This window comes from Stenotrophomonas sp. YJH_SMC_27 (genome assembly GCF_059369815.1).
Map to the genome: position 1 here is coordinate 213,625 of NZ_JCAFTA010000002.1, position 15,799 is coordinate 229,423.

General features: G+C 67.9%; 16 protein-coding genes. 2 read left to right on the forward strand and 14 right to left on the reverse strand.

Annotated elements, in window-relative coordinates:
* Positions 1–161: 161 nt before the first annotated feature.
* The 14 genes from AC5P7R_RS04510 to AC5P7R_RS04575 form a co-directional block, all read right to left on the reverse strand.
* Positions 162–1,358 (reverse strand): substrate-binding domain-containing protein, encoded by a 1,197-nt coding sequence (locus AC5P7R_RS04510; RefSeq protein ID WP_227853842.1) that lies wholly within the window; start codon positions 1,356–1,358, stop codon positions 162–164.
* Positions 1,359–1,767: 409 nt separating this feature from the next.
* A complete protein-coding gene (gene gspF, locus AC5P7R_RS04515) occupies positions 1,768–2,967 on the reverse strand; it encodes a type II secretion system inner membrane protein GspF (RefSeq protein WP_111098541.1) in 1,200 nt (399 codons plus the stop codon).
* Between the two features lie 7 nt (positions 2,968–2,974).
* The gene (gene gspE, locus AC5P7R_RS04520) at positions 2,975–4,408 is read right to left on the reverse strand and encodes a type II secretion system ATPase GspE (protein ID WP_021203912.1); all 1,434 of its coding nucleotides are present in this window, start codon (positions 4,406–4,408) and stop codon (positions 2,975–2,977) included.
* The gene (gspD, locus tag AC5P7R_RS04525) at positions 4,405–6,786 is read right to left on the reverse strand and encodes a type II secretion system secretin GspD (RefSeq protein WP_021203913.1); all 2,382 of its coding nucleotides are present in this window, start codon (positions 6,784–6,786) and stop codon (positions 4,405–4,407) included. The genes gspE and gspD overlap by 4 nt, the downstream gene beginning before the upstream one ends.
* Entirely contained in the window at positions 6,783–7,310 is a 528-nt protein-coding gene (locus AC5P7R_RS04530; RefSeq protein WP_021203914.1) for a type II secretion system protein M, read from the reverse strand. Before AC5P7R_RS04530 ends, gspD begins: the two co-directional genes overlap by 4 nt.
* Positions 7,307–8,470, reverse strand: coding sequence for a type II secretion system protein GspL (gene gspL / locus AC5P7R_RS04535; RefSeq protein ID WP_227853841.1), 1,164 nt, complete (start codon positions 8,468–8,470; stop codon positions 7,307–7,309). The genes AC5P7R_RS04530 and gspL overlap by 4 nt, the downstream gene beginning before the upstream one ends.
* On the reverse strand, positions 8,467–9,372 hold the full coding sequence (gene gspK, locus AC5P7R_RS04540) for a type II secretion system minor pseudopilin GspK (protein ID WP_031270524.1): 906 nt from the start codon (positions 9,370–9,372) through the stop codon (positions 8,467–8,469). Before gspK ends, gspL begins: the two co-directional genes overlap by 4 nt.
* Before the next feature lie 9 nt (positions 9,373–9,381).
* On the reverse strand, positions 9,382–9,819 hold the full coding sequence (gspG, locus tag AC5P7R_RS04545; protein WP_005416799.1) for a type II secretion system major pseudopilin GspG: 438 nt from the start codon (positions 9,817–9,819) through the stop codon (positions 9,382–9,384).
* 57 nt (positions 9,820–9,876) lie between these two features.
* The gene (locus AC5P7R_RS04550; RefSeq protein WP_227853840.1) at positions 9,877–10,458 is read right to left on the reverse strand and encodes a hypothetical protein; all 582 of its coding nucleotides are present in this window, start codon (positions 10,456–10,458) and stop codon (positions 9,877–9,879) included.
* Positions 10,459–10,578: 120 nt separating this feature from the next.
* The gene (locus AC5P7R_RS04555; RefSeq protein WP_111098548.1) at positions 10,579–11,130 is read right to left on the reverse strand and encodes a hypothetical protein; all 552 of its coding nucleotides are present in this window, start codon (positions 11,128–11,130) and stop codon (positions 10,579–10,581) included.
* A 58-nt stretch (positions 11,131–11,188) separates the two neighbouring features.
* Positions 11,189–12,169: a FecR family protein gene (locus tag AC5P7R_RS04560; RefSeq protein WP_227853839.1), complete on the reverse strand. Its 981-nt coding sequence runs from the start codon at positions 12,167–12,169 to the stop codon at positions 11,189–11,191.
* A gap of 69 nt (positions 12,170–12,238) precedes the next feature.
* Entirely contained in the window at positions 12,239–12,769 is a 531-nt protein-coding gene (locus AC5P7R_RS04565; RefSeq protein ID WP_026347004.1) for an RNA polymerase sigma factor, read from the reverse strand.
* Between the two features lie 16 nt (positions 12,770–12,785).
* Positions 12,786–13,466, reverse strand: coding sequence for an STN domain-containing protein (locus tag AC5P7R_RS04570; RefSeq protein ID WP_155029668.1), 681 nt, complete (start codon positions 13,464–13,466; stop codon positions 12,786–12,788).
* Positions 13,467–14,144: 678 nt separating this feature from the next.
* Positions 14,145–14,609: an Lrp/AsnC family transcriptional regulator gene (locus AC5P7R_RS04575; protein ID WP_005413654.1), complete on the reverse strand. Its 465-nt coding sequence runs from the start codon at positions 14,607–14,609 to the stop codon at positions 14,145–14,147.
* A 127-nt stretch (positions 14,610–14,736) separates the two neighbouring features.
* Here AC5P7R_RS04575 and AC5P7R_RS04580 point away from each other — a divergent pair, with 127 nt between their 5' ends.
* Together AC5P7R_RS04580 and AC5P7R_RS04585 are read left to right on the forward strand one after the other, a co-directional pair.
* Positions 14,737–15,468, forward strand: coding sequence for an AzlC family ABC transporter permease (locus tag AC5P7R_RS04580; protein WP_227853838.1), 732 nt, complete (start codon positions 14,737–14,739; stop codon positions 15,466–15,468).
* Complete coding sequence (locus AC5P7R_RS04585) at positions 15,465–15,779, forward strand: AzlD family protein (protein ID WP_111102601.1); 315 nt, start codon at positions 15,465–15,467, stop codon at positions 15,777–15,779. The genes AC5P7R_RS04580 and AC5P7R_RS04585 overlap by 4 nt, the downstream gene beginning before the upstream one ends.
* The last annotated feature ends 20 nt before the right edge of the window (positions 15,780–15,799 follow it).

Genomic DNA, 15,799 nt, shown 5'->3' on the forward strand with positions numbered 1-15,799 from the left:
TACGGATGGGCCTGCGCCAGGCACGCCCTGCACCTCATAGACGGTGGCGACGGCGTGAAGGCGACAGGCGCATCACTGTCATGCAGCGGACATACGCAGAAGGCGCCGGCATTGCTGCCGGCGCCCTTGTGCATTTCCTGCAACTACAGAAGCAATGGCAGTTACAGCGGACGACCGATGCCCGAGCAGGTGCTCGGATTGTTCACCGCACCGGCATTGCTGGCGGTGGCGAAGCGGGTACGGACCGCATCACGCCAGGTCTTGGTCAGCGGAATGAACTTGTGCGCGCGGATCGCGTCGTCGTTCGGACCCTTCTCGACGCCGCTGGCATCGACGACACTGCCGTAGTGACGTGCCAGGAAGGCACGCACGTTGGCGCCCACAGTGCCATTCTTGTAGCACTGGCCGAACACGAAGTTGGTGTACCCGGCAATCGGATAGCCCGCGTTCGGGTTGCCGAACACCGGCACCCAGTTCGCCGGGTTCTCGGCGGCGGCACCGGTCGGCGGCGCAGCGGTTTCCAGCGTGGCCTGCACACTCACTTCATCCGGCGAGAAGCCCTTGACCTTGGCGATCTTGGTGGCATCGGTCAGGCTCGGGATCACGTCCGGACCGACATAGCCGACGCGGCCGTCAACGGCATAGACGGCGTTGTACAGCGCGGTGCCACCGGTGGCCGGGGCAGCGATGAAGTTCGACGGCAAGCTGGTGAACAGGTTGGCGAAGGTCGACTGCACCGAGAATGCCGGCACGCCGTTGGTCAGCTTCAGGTTGGTACCCGACACGTCAGCCGGCTGGCAGGCGCTGGTCAGGAAGCGGGTCAGCAGTTCGCTGGTGCCGCTGCTTTCGCCGCGGTAGACGACCTGGATGGCGCCGGTACGGCCCAGGCCCGCCAGCTGGCTCCAGTTGTTGATCTTGCCGGAGAAGATGCCGCAGATCTGGGTGACCGACAGGTCAACCGCCGAACCAGCCTTGTTGAACGGAATGGTGACCGAGGTGGCCACCGACGGGATCTGCACCAGAGCACCATAGCGGTTGGCGTCGCCGGACACGTTGTAGGTGCTGTTGTAGGTGCTCAGCTCGGTGCTGTTCAGCACCGAATCGCTACCGGCGAAGTGCACGGTACCGGTGGTGGAGAACAGCGCCGAATTGTTTTCCAGGAAGGCCTTCTTGCCGGTGCCCGAACCGGTCACGGCATAGCTGAAGTTGGCCGGCAGGATGCTGTCGGCCTGGCCCTTGTACAGGTCGGCCGGCAGCGAAGCGCCGCCGCCGGTGACGGCGGTCTGGGCCGAAGCGGCACCAGCAGCGGCCAGCAGCGCGGTAGCAACCAGCGCGGCCAGGGTCTTGTACTTGTTCATGATCTTCTCCTGAAGGGTTTACTGCGAAGGGAAACGCCAAGGGAGGAACGGTCACTACACGCCTGCTGCCGCCGAGGGCCTCCCAGCCCACTCTGCGGCGACGTGTCCATGCTGGTCCGCACCGATGACAGGCCGCTTAAGAAACCTGTGGAAGATCGAAAAAAGGTGTGGAGGATTGTGTGGAGAATCGGCCCATGCCACATTCCAACGACGCCGTCCGATCGACTGGATGGGATCGATTCGATGGAATCGACTGGATCGAATCGATTTGATGGGATCGGCTGGATCGAATCGACTGGGTAGAGTCGACTGTTAGTCGACTGCTCTTCACACGCAGCAGCAGTACGAAGCACGCGCGCTGCGCGCTAGTCGACTAACAGTCGACTCTACCTGTGATGCGCTTTGCGCATCACTGCACCAGCTGGTTCATTTCCATGATCGGCATCAGCACCGCCAGCACGATCGTCAGCACCACGCCGCCCATCACCAGGATCATGGTCGGTTCCAGCAGGGCGGTCAGCGCCATCGCGCGACGCTCGATCTCGCGTGAGATGGTCTGCGCGGCGCGATCCAGCAGCGGCGCCAGCGAACCGGTCTTCTCGCCACTGGCCACCAGATGCACCAGGATCGGCGGATATACCTTCTGTACCTTCAACGCAGCACCCAGCGCAGCGCCTTCGCGTACGCGCGCGGACACGTCATCGGCACAACGCGCCAGCAACGCATTGCCCAGTGTCTGCCGGGCAGCTTCCAACGCGCGCAGCAGCGGCACGCCGGCATCCAGCAGGATCGCCAGTGTCGAGGCGAAGCGCGCACTGTTCACACCCAGCACGAAACGCCCGACCATCGGCAGCCGCAGCAGCATCGCGTCCCAGCGCAGGCGCAGCTCGGGCCGGCGCAGCGCCAGTCGCCATGCCACCACCAGCGCAGCGATGCCCAGCCCCGCCCACACGCCCCAACTGCGCACGAAAGCACTGGCCGCCAGCATCACCTGGGTCAGCATCGGCAGCGTCTGCCGCGCCTGCACGAACGCGGTCACCACCTGCGGCACCACGTAGCTGAGCAGGAAGATGACGATCGCCACCGACACCAGGCTGATCGCCGCCGGGTAGATGAAGGCGGTCAGCACCTTGGCCTGCAGCGCGTTGCGCTCTTCGATGTAGTCGGCCAGGCGCTCCATCACTCGCGCGAGGTCGCCGGAGTCTTCACCCGCCCCCACCAGGGCCCGATAGATCGGCGGGAAATCGCGAGGCCGCGCGGCGAGTGCCACGGTCAGGCGCTGGCCAGCACGTACATCCGCACGCACGGCAGTAAGCGCCTGCGCTACGTGCGGGCGCTCGGCCTGCTCGATCACCGCACTCAAGGCACCTTCCAACGGCAGGCTGGCGGCCAGCAGGCTGGCCAGCTGGCGCGTGGCCCAGGCCAGCTCACTGGCTGACAACCGGCGAGCACCCCAGCCACTGCCGGCACTGCGCGCCGCACTGACCTGCACAGGCGTCAGCCCACGCCCGCGCAGCAGCTGACGCGCACCGCGCGGGCTGTCGGCGTCCAGCTGGCCTTTCTCGATGCGGCCCTGCGCGTTGGCGGCCTGATAATCGAACAGTGCCATCGTCGTCTCAGTCGTCGCCGGTGACGCGCAGGATTTCTTCCAGCGTGGTCACCCCGCTGTCGACCCAGCGCTGGCCGTCCTGCCGCAACGTGCGCATGCCGGCGCGCCGCGCGGCCTCGCGCAGCGCGGGCTCGCCCTGCCCTTCATGGATCAATGCGCGCACGCGGTCATCGACCACGAACAGTTCATGGATGCCGGTGCGTCCCCGATAGCCGCTGTTGGCACAGGCCGCACAGCCCACCGCGCGCCACACGGTTCGGCCTTCGCCATCCACCTCGGCACGCCGGCACTGCGTGCACAGCCGGCGCACCAGCCGCTGCGCCAGTACGCCGCGCAGCGACGAAGCCAGCAGGAACGGCTCCACGCCCATGTCGGCCAGGCGGGTCACCGCCGAGATCGCATCGTTGGTGTGCAGCGAGGCCAGCACCCCATGCCCGGTCAGTGACGACTGCACCGCGATCTGTGCGGTTTCCAGGTCGCGTATCTCACCGATCATGATCGAGTCCGGATCCTGGCGCAGGATCGCGCGCAGCGCGGTGCCAAAGCTCATGCCGATGCGCGCGTTGACCTGGATCTGGCCGATGCCTGCAAAGTCGTACTCCACTGGGTCTTCCACGGTGAGGATGTTGCTGGTGCTGCTGTCAAGCTGGCCCAGCGCGGCGTACAGCGACGTGGTCTTGCCGCTGCCGGTCGGCCCGGTCACCAGCACGATCCCGTGCGGCTGCCGGATCAGCCCGGTGAATGTGGCCAAGGTGTCATCGGCCATGCCCAGGCGCTGCAGCTGCAGGCGGCCGGCATCCTTTTCCAGCAATCGCAGCACGGCGCGCTCGCCGTGCCCGGTCGGTACAGTGGAAACACGGATGTCCAGCGGCCGCCCGCCCACGCGGATCGCAATGCGCCCATCCTGTGGCAACCGCTTCTCGGCGATGTCCAGGTGGGCCATGATCTTGATGCGCGACACCAGCGCTGCATGCAGTGCGCGCCGTGGCTGCACCATGTCGCGCAGCGTGCCGTCCACCCGGTAGCGCACCACCGAATGGGTCTCGAACGGCTCGATATGCAGATCGCTGGCACCGTCGCGTGCAGCCTGTGCCAGCAACGCATTGATCATGCGGATCACCGGCGCATCGTCCTGCGCATCCAGCAGGTCGGTGACCTCCGGCATGTCCTGCATCAACCGGTCCAGATCGACTTCACTCTCGACGGCCCCCACCACGGCAGCGGCATCGCCGCCGTCACGGTACTGCTCGCCCAAGTGCTGCTGCCAGGCTGCCGCATCCAGCATCTGGAACGGAAGCGGGCCATGCCGCCGGCGCAGCTCGGCCACAGCCCACGCTGCGGTGTCGGCGGTGCCCAGCAACACGGGCTCGCCGCCAACTTCGGACAGCATTACGCCATGGCTGCGCACCCAGGCGTACGCCAGCGGCGCGGAAGCGCTCACGGCCCGATCACCAGTTCCGGCGTGTAGCCCAGCCCGCGCAGCTGCTGCAGCGCAGGGTCCAGCGTCGCCGGATCGCGCGGCAATCGCACGCGCAGGCGTTGCCCGCTCTCGCCGGGCGTCGCTTCAGCATAGGCCTGCAGGCCCAGTGCCCGCACCTGCGCCACGCCCTGGCTGGCACGCGCCGGGTCCAGCCCCTGCGCGAACTGCACCAGCTGCGCATCGCCGTCACCGGACGGATACAACGCGGCCAGGCTGGTGTTCTGCAACGGCTGGCCCCGGCCATCGCGCGCATTGCCCTGGCCGAGTACAGACAGGTCCTGCGGTGGCAGCTGCGGTGCCGACAGCGCCGGCAAGGCCCAGCTCTGTACTGGCTGCGCGCCCGCCTGCGCGTTGCGCATGTAGTCGTAGCGGTCGCGGGTCAGGCGCTGGCCGGCGGCCGGGTCACGCACCACGTGCGGGCGCAGGAACACCATCAGGTTGGTCTTGGCGCGCTTGCGCGTGTCGCTGCGGAACAAGGCGCCCAGCACCGGGATCTTTCCCAGCCCCGGCACCGCATCACGGCCATGGCTGACGCTGTCTTCCAGCAGGCCACCCAGCACCATGATCTGGCCATCGTCCAGCAGCACGCTGGTATCCAGGGCGCGCTTGTTGGTGATGATGCCGGCCGTGCTGTTCGCGCTCTGCGCGTCGATGCTGCTGACTTCCTGGTAGATGTCCAGCTTCACCGTGCCGCCTTCGGAAATCTGCGGGCGCACGCGCAGCTTCAGGCCCACGTCCTCGCGCACGATGGTCTGGAACGGGTTGTTGCTGCCGCCGCCACCGTCGGTCACGTAGCGCCCGCTGACAAACGGCACGGTCTGGCCGACCATGATGCTGGCCGCTTCGTTGTCCAGCGTCATCAGGTTCGGCGTGGACAGGATGTTGGCGCCGCCCTTGCTCTGCAGTGCGTTGGCCAGCGCTTTCATGTTGAGGATCTGGCCGACACCTGGAAGGTTGATGGTGCCGTCGATCACGCCGATCTTCAGGCCATCCCGGGGAAGCACGTCCAGCGTGGTGCGGGCACCGGTATTGAGCCCACTGCCGCCGGTGGCGCCACCGAAGTGGGTGCCACCAAAGGTGCGTCCATTGCCCAGCATCCACTGCACGCCCAGCTCGGCCGCATCGGTCTGGTTGACCTCCACGATCAGGCTCTCGACCAGCACCTGTGCACGGCGCTGGTCGAGCTGGTCGATCACCCGTCGCAGGTTGCGGTACACCGGCTCCGGCGCCGAGATCAGCAGCGTGTTGGTGGCCACGTCCGCCTGCACCGAGATGCCGTTCTGGCTGAAGCCGGTGCTTCCCGCATCGATCGGGTCACGCCGGCTCGGGTCCAGCCGCTGCGATTCCAGCGCATTGCTTCCGGTCTTGGCCTGCTGCGGTTGCGACGGCTGCGCCGGTGCGGAACGGCTTGCATCGCCAGGCAGTGGCGTGATGCCTTCATTGCTGCCCACTGCCGGCGCATCGCTCTGCCCCGCAACCACGCCGCGCAGCACGCCGGCGAGCTGATTGGCCTGGGCATTGCGCAGGTAGACCACATGCAGGTTGCCGGACTCGTCCTGGGCGCGGTCCAGCTTCTCCACCAGCTGCCGCGCCAGACGGGTGCGGCCGGGGCTGCTGGAACGCAGCAGCACGCTGTTGCTGCGCGGGTCGGCCATCACCACCACCTTCTGGCCCGGCTCGGCACCCTGCGCATCCAGCAGCGGTGCGACCATTGCCGCCACGTCCACCGCAATGCCCTGCTGCAGCTTCACCACATCGGTGTCCATGCCGGCGGGCGTGTCGACGCTGGCGATCACCCGCGCGATGCGATCCAGGTTGTCGGCGTAGTCGGTGATCACCAGGGTGTTGTTGCCTGGATTGGCGGTGATCGGGTTGTCCGGGCTGATCATCGGCCGCAGCACAGCCACCAGCGCCGCCGCATTCTCATAGCGCAGCGCAAAGGTGCGCGTGGCGATCTCGCCCCCTGCACCACCGCTGCCCACCCGTCCACCGAGCAACTTGGCATCGGCCTGCGGCACCACCCGGCTGACGCCGCCGTTCTCGACCACGGCGAAGCCACGCATGCGCAATGCGCCCAGCAGCAACTGGTAGGCCTGGGTACGGCTGACCGGGCCATCGGAAACCACCGTCATCTTGCCGGTCACGCGTGGGTCGACCAGGAACTGGCGCCCGGTGAAGCGCGCCGCCATGCGCAGCACGCCGCCGATGTCGGTGTCGACCAGGTTCAACTGCACCGGCTCATCGCGGGTGTCCTGCGCCAGCACGGGTGCCGGCGCGTGGCCCATGCACACGATCAGTGCCAATGCGGCACTGCAGGCAAGGCTGCGCATCGCCCTCATGGATGGGCACCCGCAGTTGCCACCATCACGATGTGTCCTGAAATCCGTGCCGCCGGCATGTTCGCATCCCCTGTGCGTGTCAATTGCAGCTGCTGCAACTCGATGGCCGGGTCGGCCAGCAGCGGCAGCAGCCAGTTCCATAGCGCATCGGCGGGTACGGCCCGTACCTGCAGGTGCCAGCGCCCGTCGCGCGCTTCGATGTGCAGGCCGTCGGCCAGACCGGCAGCCTTGATCTGGTCACGCAGCCCGGCCAGGGTCGGATGCTGGCCCTGCGCCAGCTGCTGGCGCTCACGCGCGCGCAGCAGCGGCGCCAGTGCGCGGGACTGCGCCTGCAGCCGTGGCAGTTCGGCCTGCCAGTGCGTGCGCTGCTTCAGCAGGGGCTCCAGCCATAACGACCACAGGCCCGCTACCAGCAGCGCCACCACCATCACCCACAGCATCAGCCGGTCGCGCGGTGGCAGGCGTTGCCAGCGCTGCTGCAGGCCCACCAGCCCCTGGCCCAGCCGCAGGGTTCGGGTCGTCACTGTCCCGCTCCGCTCACCCGCAGGCGTCCACCGGTATCGCGCGCCAGCTGCAGTCCCTGCGCCTGCATCGCTTGCTGCCAGCGCTCAAGCCGCTGTGGATCGTCGGCCAATGCCTGGGCACCGGCGTCCAGCTCCAGGTACACCTGCCCGGGTTGGTAGTGCAGGCTGTGCACCTGACCCGCCAGCTCCGGAACCGCGTGCAGCGTGCTGGCGACCTGACGTTGCAGCGCCGGCAACGGCGGCGTCGGCGGTGGAACCGCAAGCGCTCGCCTTGCCTGCAACACCGGGTCCACCACATCGGTGACCTCCGGAAAGCGTGCGCTGAACTGCCGTGCCATGCCCTGCTGCAGCGCCTCACCCTCGATCCGCCAACGCGAGACCTGCCACTGCAGGCCAAGTGCAGCCAGCAGCACCGCCGCCAGTGCCAGGCCGATCGCCAGTCGCGGCGCTTGACGGCCTGCGCCGGGCAGCGGCAATGACCAACCCGGCAACGGACCACAGGCCTGCTGTTCATGCGCAACGGCGCTGGCCGGCAGGCTGTCCGGCCACGCCGGCGGTACGCTGTCGATCCATTGCACGGCCCGCACCCCGGCCTGTTGCAGGCGGGTGGCCAACGCCTGCATCACCGCGGACGCGTCACGTCCGCCATACCATTGGACAAGTCCCCGATCGCGCCCGCTGCGCACCAGCAGATGCTCGCCGCTGACCTGCAGCGTGGCGTGGCCGCGCTGCCAAGGCAGCAGCAGTGGCGTCGGATACAACGCCTGCAGCTGCAGCGCACACGAGGCCAGCAGCTGCTGCACCTGCGCGATGGCCTGCTGACCGAGCCAGGCCACCGGAACCGTACCGTCTGCCGCCTGCGGACCGTGGGCCAGCGCCACGTCCTGCAGGTCATCCAGCAGCATGGCCTCCACCTCGCCCTGCAACGCCGCCTGCAGGCGGCGCCCGGACAGCGGTGGCAGCTGCAGTTCCAGCAGGATCAGGTCGTTCGGGTCAAGGCAGGCATGCACTGTGGCCCGCGGATGCCGCAGACCCAGCGCGGCCAGCGTGTCGCGGCCGTGTGCCACTACCTCGTCCTTGTGCAGCTGCGCCCAGTCCACCGCGCTGTCGGCGCGCAGGTGCGCCAACGGCGGCAGGCGCACCCGAAGCTGCACCGTCATGCGCCGATCCTCGTCCACACCCGTTGTACACGTACCCCGTCGTCGCGGTACTCACGCCAGAGCAGCGCGCGAAAATCAACCGCGCTGCCGTCAGCCTGCACCCGGCCCACGGCCAGGAACCACTCGCTATGGATACCCAGCGGAAGCACGGCCATCTGTTCGTTGCTCAGTTGGAGTCGGTTGGCGATGTCACCGCGGTTGAGCAGCCAGTGGCCAGCGTCGCGCTCAGCGAGCAGCGCCTGCAGCCTTGCCGGTTCCACCGCAGGCGCGACCGCCTGCAGGACGCTCAGGTCGCAGGTGTTGGCGTTGACCAGGGTCTGCGCCGGCAACACCACGGTGCGCCGCGCCAGCGCCTGCAACGCCACCGGGTCAGCGCCGACCAGCGCCTGTTCGATCAGTGATTCGCGCGGCAGCGGTGCCTGCGCCTGCACATCGCCGTCGCGCAGGCGCGCCTGGATGTGGTCCACCGCGGATGCGCAGGTGCCCTGGCCCAGCCCCTGCCCGGCGCACAACGCGACGAACGCGCCCCGCGCCTCGGGGTCCGGCCTGCCCTGTGCCAGCAGGTTGCGCAGGTTGAACATCGACTGCGCATCGACCAGTTGCAGCTGCACCGGCAATGGCGCCTGCAATTCCAACGGGCGCGCCCAGCGCCCGCTGCGCACCGTGGTCAGCTGTTCCTTGACATCCTCACGCAGCTGCTGCGCCGCACGCTCCAGCGTCGCATCCACCGCCATGCGTACCTGTGCGCGCAACTGGTCGCCGCGCAGCGCGCGCAGCTGCGCCGACTGCCGGGTCAGCAGCGCAGTGGCAATCACGGCCACCAATGCCACCACCAGCAAGGCCACGATCACCGCCACGCCACGCTGGTGGATGCATGAAATCGAACGCGTCCGGGCTGCCATCAGCACGCCTCACAGCTGCCAGGAGCCGATGTCTGCGTTCCCGGCGTCGCCACCGGGCTTGCTGTCCGCACCCAGCGAGAACACATCGATGTCGCCATGAGTGCCTGGAACCTGGTACTGGTACGGATGGCCCCACGGATCATTCGGCAGGCGATCCAGATACGGCGTCACCGGCAACGCACCGCTGCCCTGCGGCGGCTTCACCAGCGCCTGCAGGCCCTGTTCGGCACTGGGATAGCGCCCATTGTCCAGCTTGAACAACTTCAGCGCCTGCATCAGCGCCGCGATGTCCTGGCGCGCCGCCACCACACGCGCCTGGTCCGGACGGTCCATCAACCGCGGCACGATCAGCGCGGCAAGGATGCCGATGATCACCACCACCACCATGATCTCGATCAGGCTGAAGCCCTGCTGCCGAGCCCTGCGACCACCTGCCTGCCTTGCCATTGTTCCGCCCTCGTCATCCTGGAAGAGACCGCTGCACCATGGTCAGCGGTGCATGTGTCAGTACGATAAACATCCGCCTGCGATTCGCTGCGCGGTTGCCTGTGCGGGCGCACGTGCAGCCGGCGCGCGTGCCGCCTCGAGCAGGTGCGGCGGCACGCTGGCCAGTGTCTGGTTGATGCACTCGCGCAGCAACGGATGCACGCACGCCTGCAGCAGACGCACGCACTGCGTCGGCGACCACGCGGTGCCGTGGTCGAGGCCGATGAACATGCGGTAGGCCTGGTGGTAGCGCAGGTCGTCGTACACGCGCTGCGCAGTGTTGAGATCACGCACGATCACCAGCAGGGCCGCACGTTGCAGCAGTCGCGCATCGGCTGCGCCAAGCGGCAGCGCGCTCATGGCCGCGTCGGGCCAGGGCCACAGCCGCAGGTCGAGGGCCTTTCGAAGTGCCGCCAGTGGATGCGCACTGTTGTCCAGTGCCGCCCAGCGCGCCGCATCCGCCCAGGCGTCACTGGACAGCACCCAGACCCACGAGCGCCCATAGCGCTGTACGTTCAGGGGCGTGTGCCGTGCCTGCTCCAGCGACTGGCTCAGGTGGCGATCCAGCTCCAGCATGCTGATCCTGCGACTGTCTTCCATCTGCGCCGCCCGTGCTCCACGACGCGTGGTGCGTCGTACTCTGGAGAAGACGTCAGCAAGGCAGGTGAAGCGACACCGCGAATGCAACTCTGTGCACGGGGTGGCGCTTCACCGGCAACGTCATCGCAGCGTCATCCGCCTGCAGGCTTCGCGCTGCAGCCGCGGTGCGTCACCCCCACAACGGCGGGCCAGTACCGCCACGTCGCTGCGGGCAGCGAATGCGACCAGTGCATCGGTCATGTCCACGTCATCGCACCATGACGCCAGCGCAACGCGCAGTGCGGGCAGCTGCCAGCCCTCCATCACCCCATGGGCGCCCGCCACGAACCAGTGCCAGAGCCGATGATGCAGTACCTGCTCATGCAGCTGCGTGAGATCGTCGATGCCATGCATGCCCGCCAACAGCAGTGCGCGTGCGAGCACCGCAGGCGGCAGCGCCCCGGATTCGACCAAAGGCATCTCCTGCTGCTGCAGCCGCAGCAGCATCGCCAATGGGTGTGACTGCGGATTGAAGTCCAGCAGCACCGCCTGCTGCTGCCACTGCGCGTCAGACACCACGCACACCCAGGGCGAACCATAGCGATGCACCATCAGGGGCCTTCGCTGGGTGGTTTCCAGCAATGCAGACAGATTGCGGCGCAGATCGAGCACACCGATGGTCTCGTTGCGCATCCTTGGATTCTCCTTGCTTGCAACAGCCCGGCGCGGCGCGCACGGCCAGCGCCTTCATCTATCCAAGGACGGCGATGCCACCCGGAAAGCGACGCAGATCCAGCGACATCGTCCGTCGCAGCTGCTCCAGCGCCGCGTCCGGATCATCGATGCGGAAGCGGCCGCTGACCGGGGCGCGCGCCAATGCCGATTCGCCCAGCAGTACCTTGCCGCGGCGGTAACGGTTGATCTCCTCCACCACCTCACGCAGCGGTGCGCGGCGGAACACCAGCATGCCCTCCGTCCAGGCACTCACTTCCGACGCCACGGCCTCGGCCACCACACCACTGAGGCGCTCGTCGTACCGGGTCTGCTGGCCCGCCTGCAGCCGCAGCCGGCCCTGCGGATGCTCAATGCGGGCACTGCCCTGCAGGCAGGTCACCCGCACCTGGCCCTGGGTGTTGCGTACGTCCAGGCGCACCGCGCCCTCATCGGCAATCACGCAGCCCGGGCCCGCGAACAACGCCAGGCGCAGACCGGCCTGGGTCTCGATCGCGGCCTGGCCCTGCACCAGCTCGAAGCCTTCGCCCTGCGTGTGCGCGCGGCGGCGCAGGCTGCTCTGCGTATCCAGTTCGATCTTCAGTTGCGGCGAGGGCGCGATCTGCAGTCGCTCACCGGTGCCGGTATGGAAATCGGCTGCCATGGCTGTCACCGAGGGCCACAGGCCCATCGGCGGGCGGATGGCCGCCACCACTACCAGGCTGGCCGGGGCGGCAATCGCGGCGCCCATGAAGGCGCGTCGGCTCCAGCGCTGGGCCGGCGTCGGCGCGACCGGTTGACGCGCGGCCGCTGGCAGCTGCTCGCCGGCCAGCCGCACCTGCTCCCACTGCCGGCGCGCACGGCCAAACGCTTCGCGATGGCGCGGGTCAGCCTCACACCACGCGCGGAACCGGCGCCCGTCGGCGGCGGTCGCCTCGCCCGAGGTCAGCCGCACCACCCACGCGTGCGCCTGACGCTCGACGGCATCCAGCGGGCGTTGCGGGCGATCGTCAGGATCCATGGGGGCTCATGCCGGACCCGCACGCTGCGGGGTTCTGCTCGGCGTCAAAGTGTAGACGGATGCCGCCGTTCAGAACCGCACCTGGCGCCCCGTTCCGCTGCGCTCGGCCAGATAGTCCTGGGCGGCCTTCAGCTCACGCTGCACCAGCCGCAGCGACACACCGAGGTGATCGGCGACATCGCGCTGCTGCAGGCCGTCGACACGGATCGCCAGCAGGATGCGGCGACGGCGCTCGGGCATGCGCTGCAGCAGGCCGACCATGTCTTCCAGCGCGAAGTCCAGTTCAGCCGCCTGCGCCGGGCCGGGTGCAGGGTCGGCCATGTCCATCAGCGTATCCACCTCCTCCAGGCTCAGCAGGCGGTGGTCAGCACGTTGGCGGTCGATCACGGTATTCATTGCCATGCGCAGCAGGTAGGCCGCGGGGTTCTGCACGGCATCCAGGCGGTCACGCCGCGCGCTCAGGCGCATCCACGTGTCCTGCAGCGCGTCGCCGGCCAGCTCCTCCGAGCCCAGCTTGCGCACCAGCCGGCGCTTCAGTTCATCGTAGGCACCCAGAAGGTGGTCCATCAGGTCAACTGCCCCAGCCGTACCGTTGCTCATGTTCGAATCCTTGAAGTCATGGAAGGGGCGTGCGCCCGCCACAGTCGTGGTCGGTGCCGGAAGGTCGGATCTGCAGCGTTACCGGCTGCGGCAGCGCAGCGGCATCGGGCGCCAGCACCAAGTGCTGCAGCGCCTGCAGCAGGCGCGCATCGCGGCGCTCGCTGCCACTGCCTGACAGCAGCTCGGGCGCATGCACCTGGCCCTCGCTGTCGACACGGAAACGCAGCATCGCGGCATAGCGGCCGGGAGCGATCTCCGGGTCGTCACAGAACACCCCACGCAGCCGCTGCTGCAGCCCACCATAGCGACGTCGACGTTCCGCATCGGCGAGTTCCGCGCCGACACCGGGTTCGGCAGCCAAGGGCGTGTTCCGGCGCAGCACCACACGCTGTTTGCCGATCACCTCGGCCTCGACGCCGGAGTCCTGCAGCAGCGCCTGCAGGGCGGGCAGCGGCGGCAGGCTGGCGCGCAGCGCACGGCTGCTGCGGCCCGCGGCAAGATCGCCCGGGTACATCACGGACCACCCACTGATGACGCTGAAGCGCTCGACCGCCTGTTCCAGTGGCTGCGCAGGGATGTCGTAGGCATGAACGCCGTCCTGCCCGGCAGCGGCAAAGGACAGCAGCAGCCATGCCGCGATGGCCACCTTCCAAGTTCTGACCGCATGGTGTCCATTCAGCCCCCTGACGTAGAACACATGACCCTCGGCAGCGACAGCAGCTGCAGTGGACGCGCGCCAAGACCGGAACCTCGGCCCGCGCGCGACCCGCAAGCGGGCTCAAACCGTACCGGGGTCACATGTCATTGCGATGACCGCCGCCTACAGCCGACCTGAAGCCAGTCACCCATCAGGAATCAATAGATCGAACAGACCACCTCATCCACGCCTGGGGTCAGAGCCCGTTGCGCAGCAACGGGATCCGACCCCGTGCCGACCCAGACGTGTCGACCAAGGTCGACACCCACCAATAGCAGCTCATGCCGTTCCGGCAGATCGTGGAAATCTGTCGAAGGCGGGGTGGGTCCGGTTGCGGGGGCGTGAGCCGCATGGGCCCGAGGCATGCCTCGGGCGGGTTGGGCAGGACGCCCAACCCCGGTCTTGCCGTGTGCGCAAGACAGCGCACACGAGCAAGCGGCGACCGAGCTTACATGGGTGAGGGCGCTTTGCTTGCGAAGCACTGCTTCGCAAGCGCCCGAACGCACAGCCGCCAGCGGCTGGGCCGGGCCCCGGAGGGGGACTTGCAGCGTCCCCCGCAACCGGACCCACCCCGCCATCCCTCAGCAGGCCCGCTGTTGCTGTTGCTGTTGAGGTTGCCGGCCAGCGGCCGGCACTACCCGCGGGTGCCGGGTGCAACCCGGCCGCAAACCTCATCCCTCAAAGCGGCAGCTGGGTCGTCTGCTTGATCCGCTGCATCGGAATCTCCGTCTTGGTGTTCTGCACCCCGGCAATCCGGTTCAGGTGCTGCATCTGGAACTGCCGGTAGGCATCAAGGTCCGCCACCGCCACCCGCAGCAGGAAATCGCAGTCACCGGCCATCAGATGGCATTCCAGCACTTCCGGGAACGACTTGATGCTGTTGATGAAGTGATTGGTGGTGTCCTCGTCCTGCCCCCGCAGCCACACCCGCACGAACACCGTGAAGCCACGGCCCACCTTGGCCTCGTTCAACAAGGCCACATAGCGGTCGATGTAGCCGCCCTCCTCCAGCAACCGCACCCGGCGCAGACAGGCCGACGGCGACAGCCCGACCAGGCGAGCCAGCTCCAGGTTCTGCAGGCGACCGTCGCGCTGCAGGGCGTCGAGGATGCGCCGATCGAGGTTGTCGAGCTGGTACTGCATGGAATTTCACCCGTTTCGCTTCTGGCCGCATGAAATATCAATCATCCAGAATCAAGTGGCATCAACGCAACCCGATTTCGTGATTGGACCGCTAGCATGGGCCACCCCCACCTTGTTGTGCCGTTCCATGGACGCCCGTACCACCCTCCCCCCGCCCGCCACCTGCGATACCGCCTCGCGTGCCGAATTCCTGCGCGGCCTGCGCGCCGCCGTGCCGGTGATGATCGGCTTCATTCCGTTTGCCCTGGTGCTCGGTGCGCAGGCGGCCCAGAAGGGCCTGAGCGCACTGGAAGTACCGCTGATGACCGGTCTCAACTTCGCTGGTGGCTCGGAGTTCGCCGCCGTCGAACTGTGGACCTCGCCACCGCACATCGCGCTGATCGTGGCCATCACCGCCCTGGTCAACAGCCGCCACCTGCTGATGGGCGCCAGCCTGGCCCCGCTGCTCCAGCACCTGCCGCGCCGACGCGTGCTGCCGGCCCTGTTCTTCATGTGCGACGAAAGCTGGGCGATGGGCGTGGCCGATGCGCGCCGGCGCGCGCTTGGCTTCAGCCTGGCCTACTACCTGGGCGTGTCGGCAGGCCTGTACACGGTCTGGGTGGCCTGCACCGCACTCGGCGCGATCATCGGGCCGCTGTTGGGCGACATCCACGCCTATGGTTTCGACATGGCCTTCCCCGCCGTGTTCCTGGTGCTGCTGCGCGGCATGTGGCAGGGCATGAAGGCGGCGCGGCCGTGGCTGGTCAGCCTGGTCGTGGCCGCCGCCACTTATCTGCTGGTCCCGGGCGCGTGGTACGTGGCCAGCGGCGCACTGGCCGGCCTGGCCGCCGCCTGGCTGCTGGCGGAGGACGCAGCATGATCTTCAATGGCCTGATCCACTGGACCTCGGTACTGACCATCGTGCTGATGGCCGCCGCCACCTACCTGACCCGCATCGTCGGCTTCCTGGCGTTGCGCAATCGCACCCTGAGCAAACGTGCGGTGACGGTGATGGAAGCCGCGCCGGGCTGCGTGCTGATCTCGGTGATCGCCCCGGACTTCGTTGCCGACAAACCCGCCGACCTGGCCGCGCTGGCCATTACCCTGCTGGCCGCCACGCGGCTGTCGATGCTCCCGACCGTGCTGATCGGCGTGGTCTCGGCGGGTGTGTTGCGCTATCTGGTGGGGTAGCTACCGGTACGCCGGGCAAC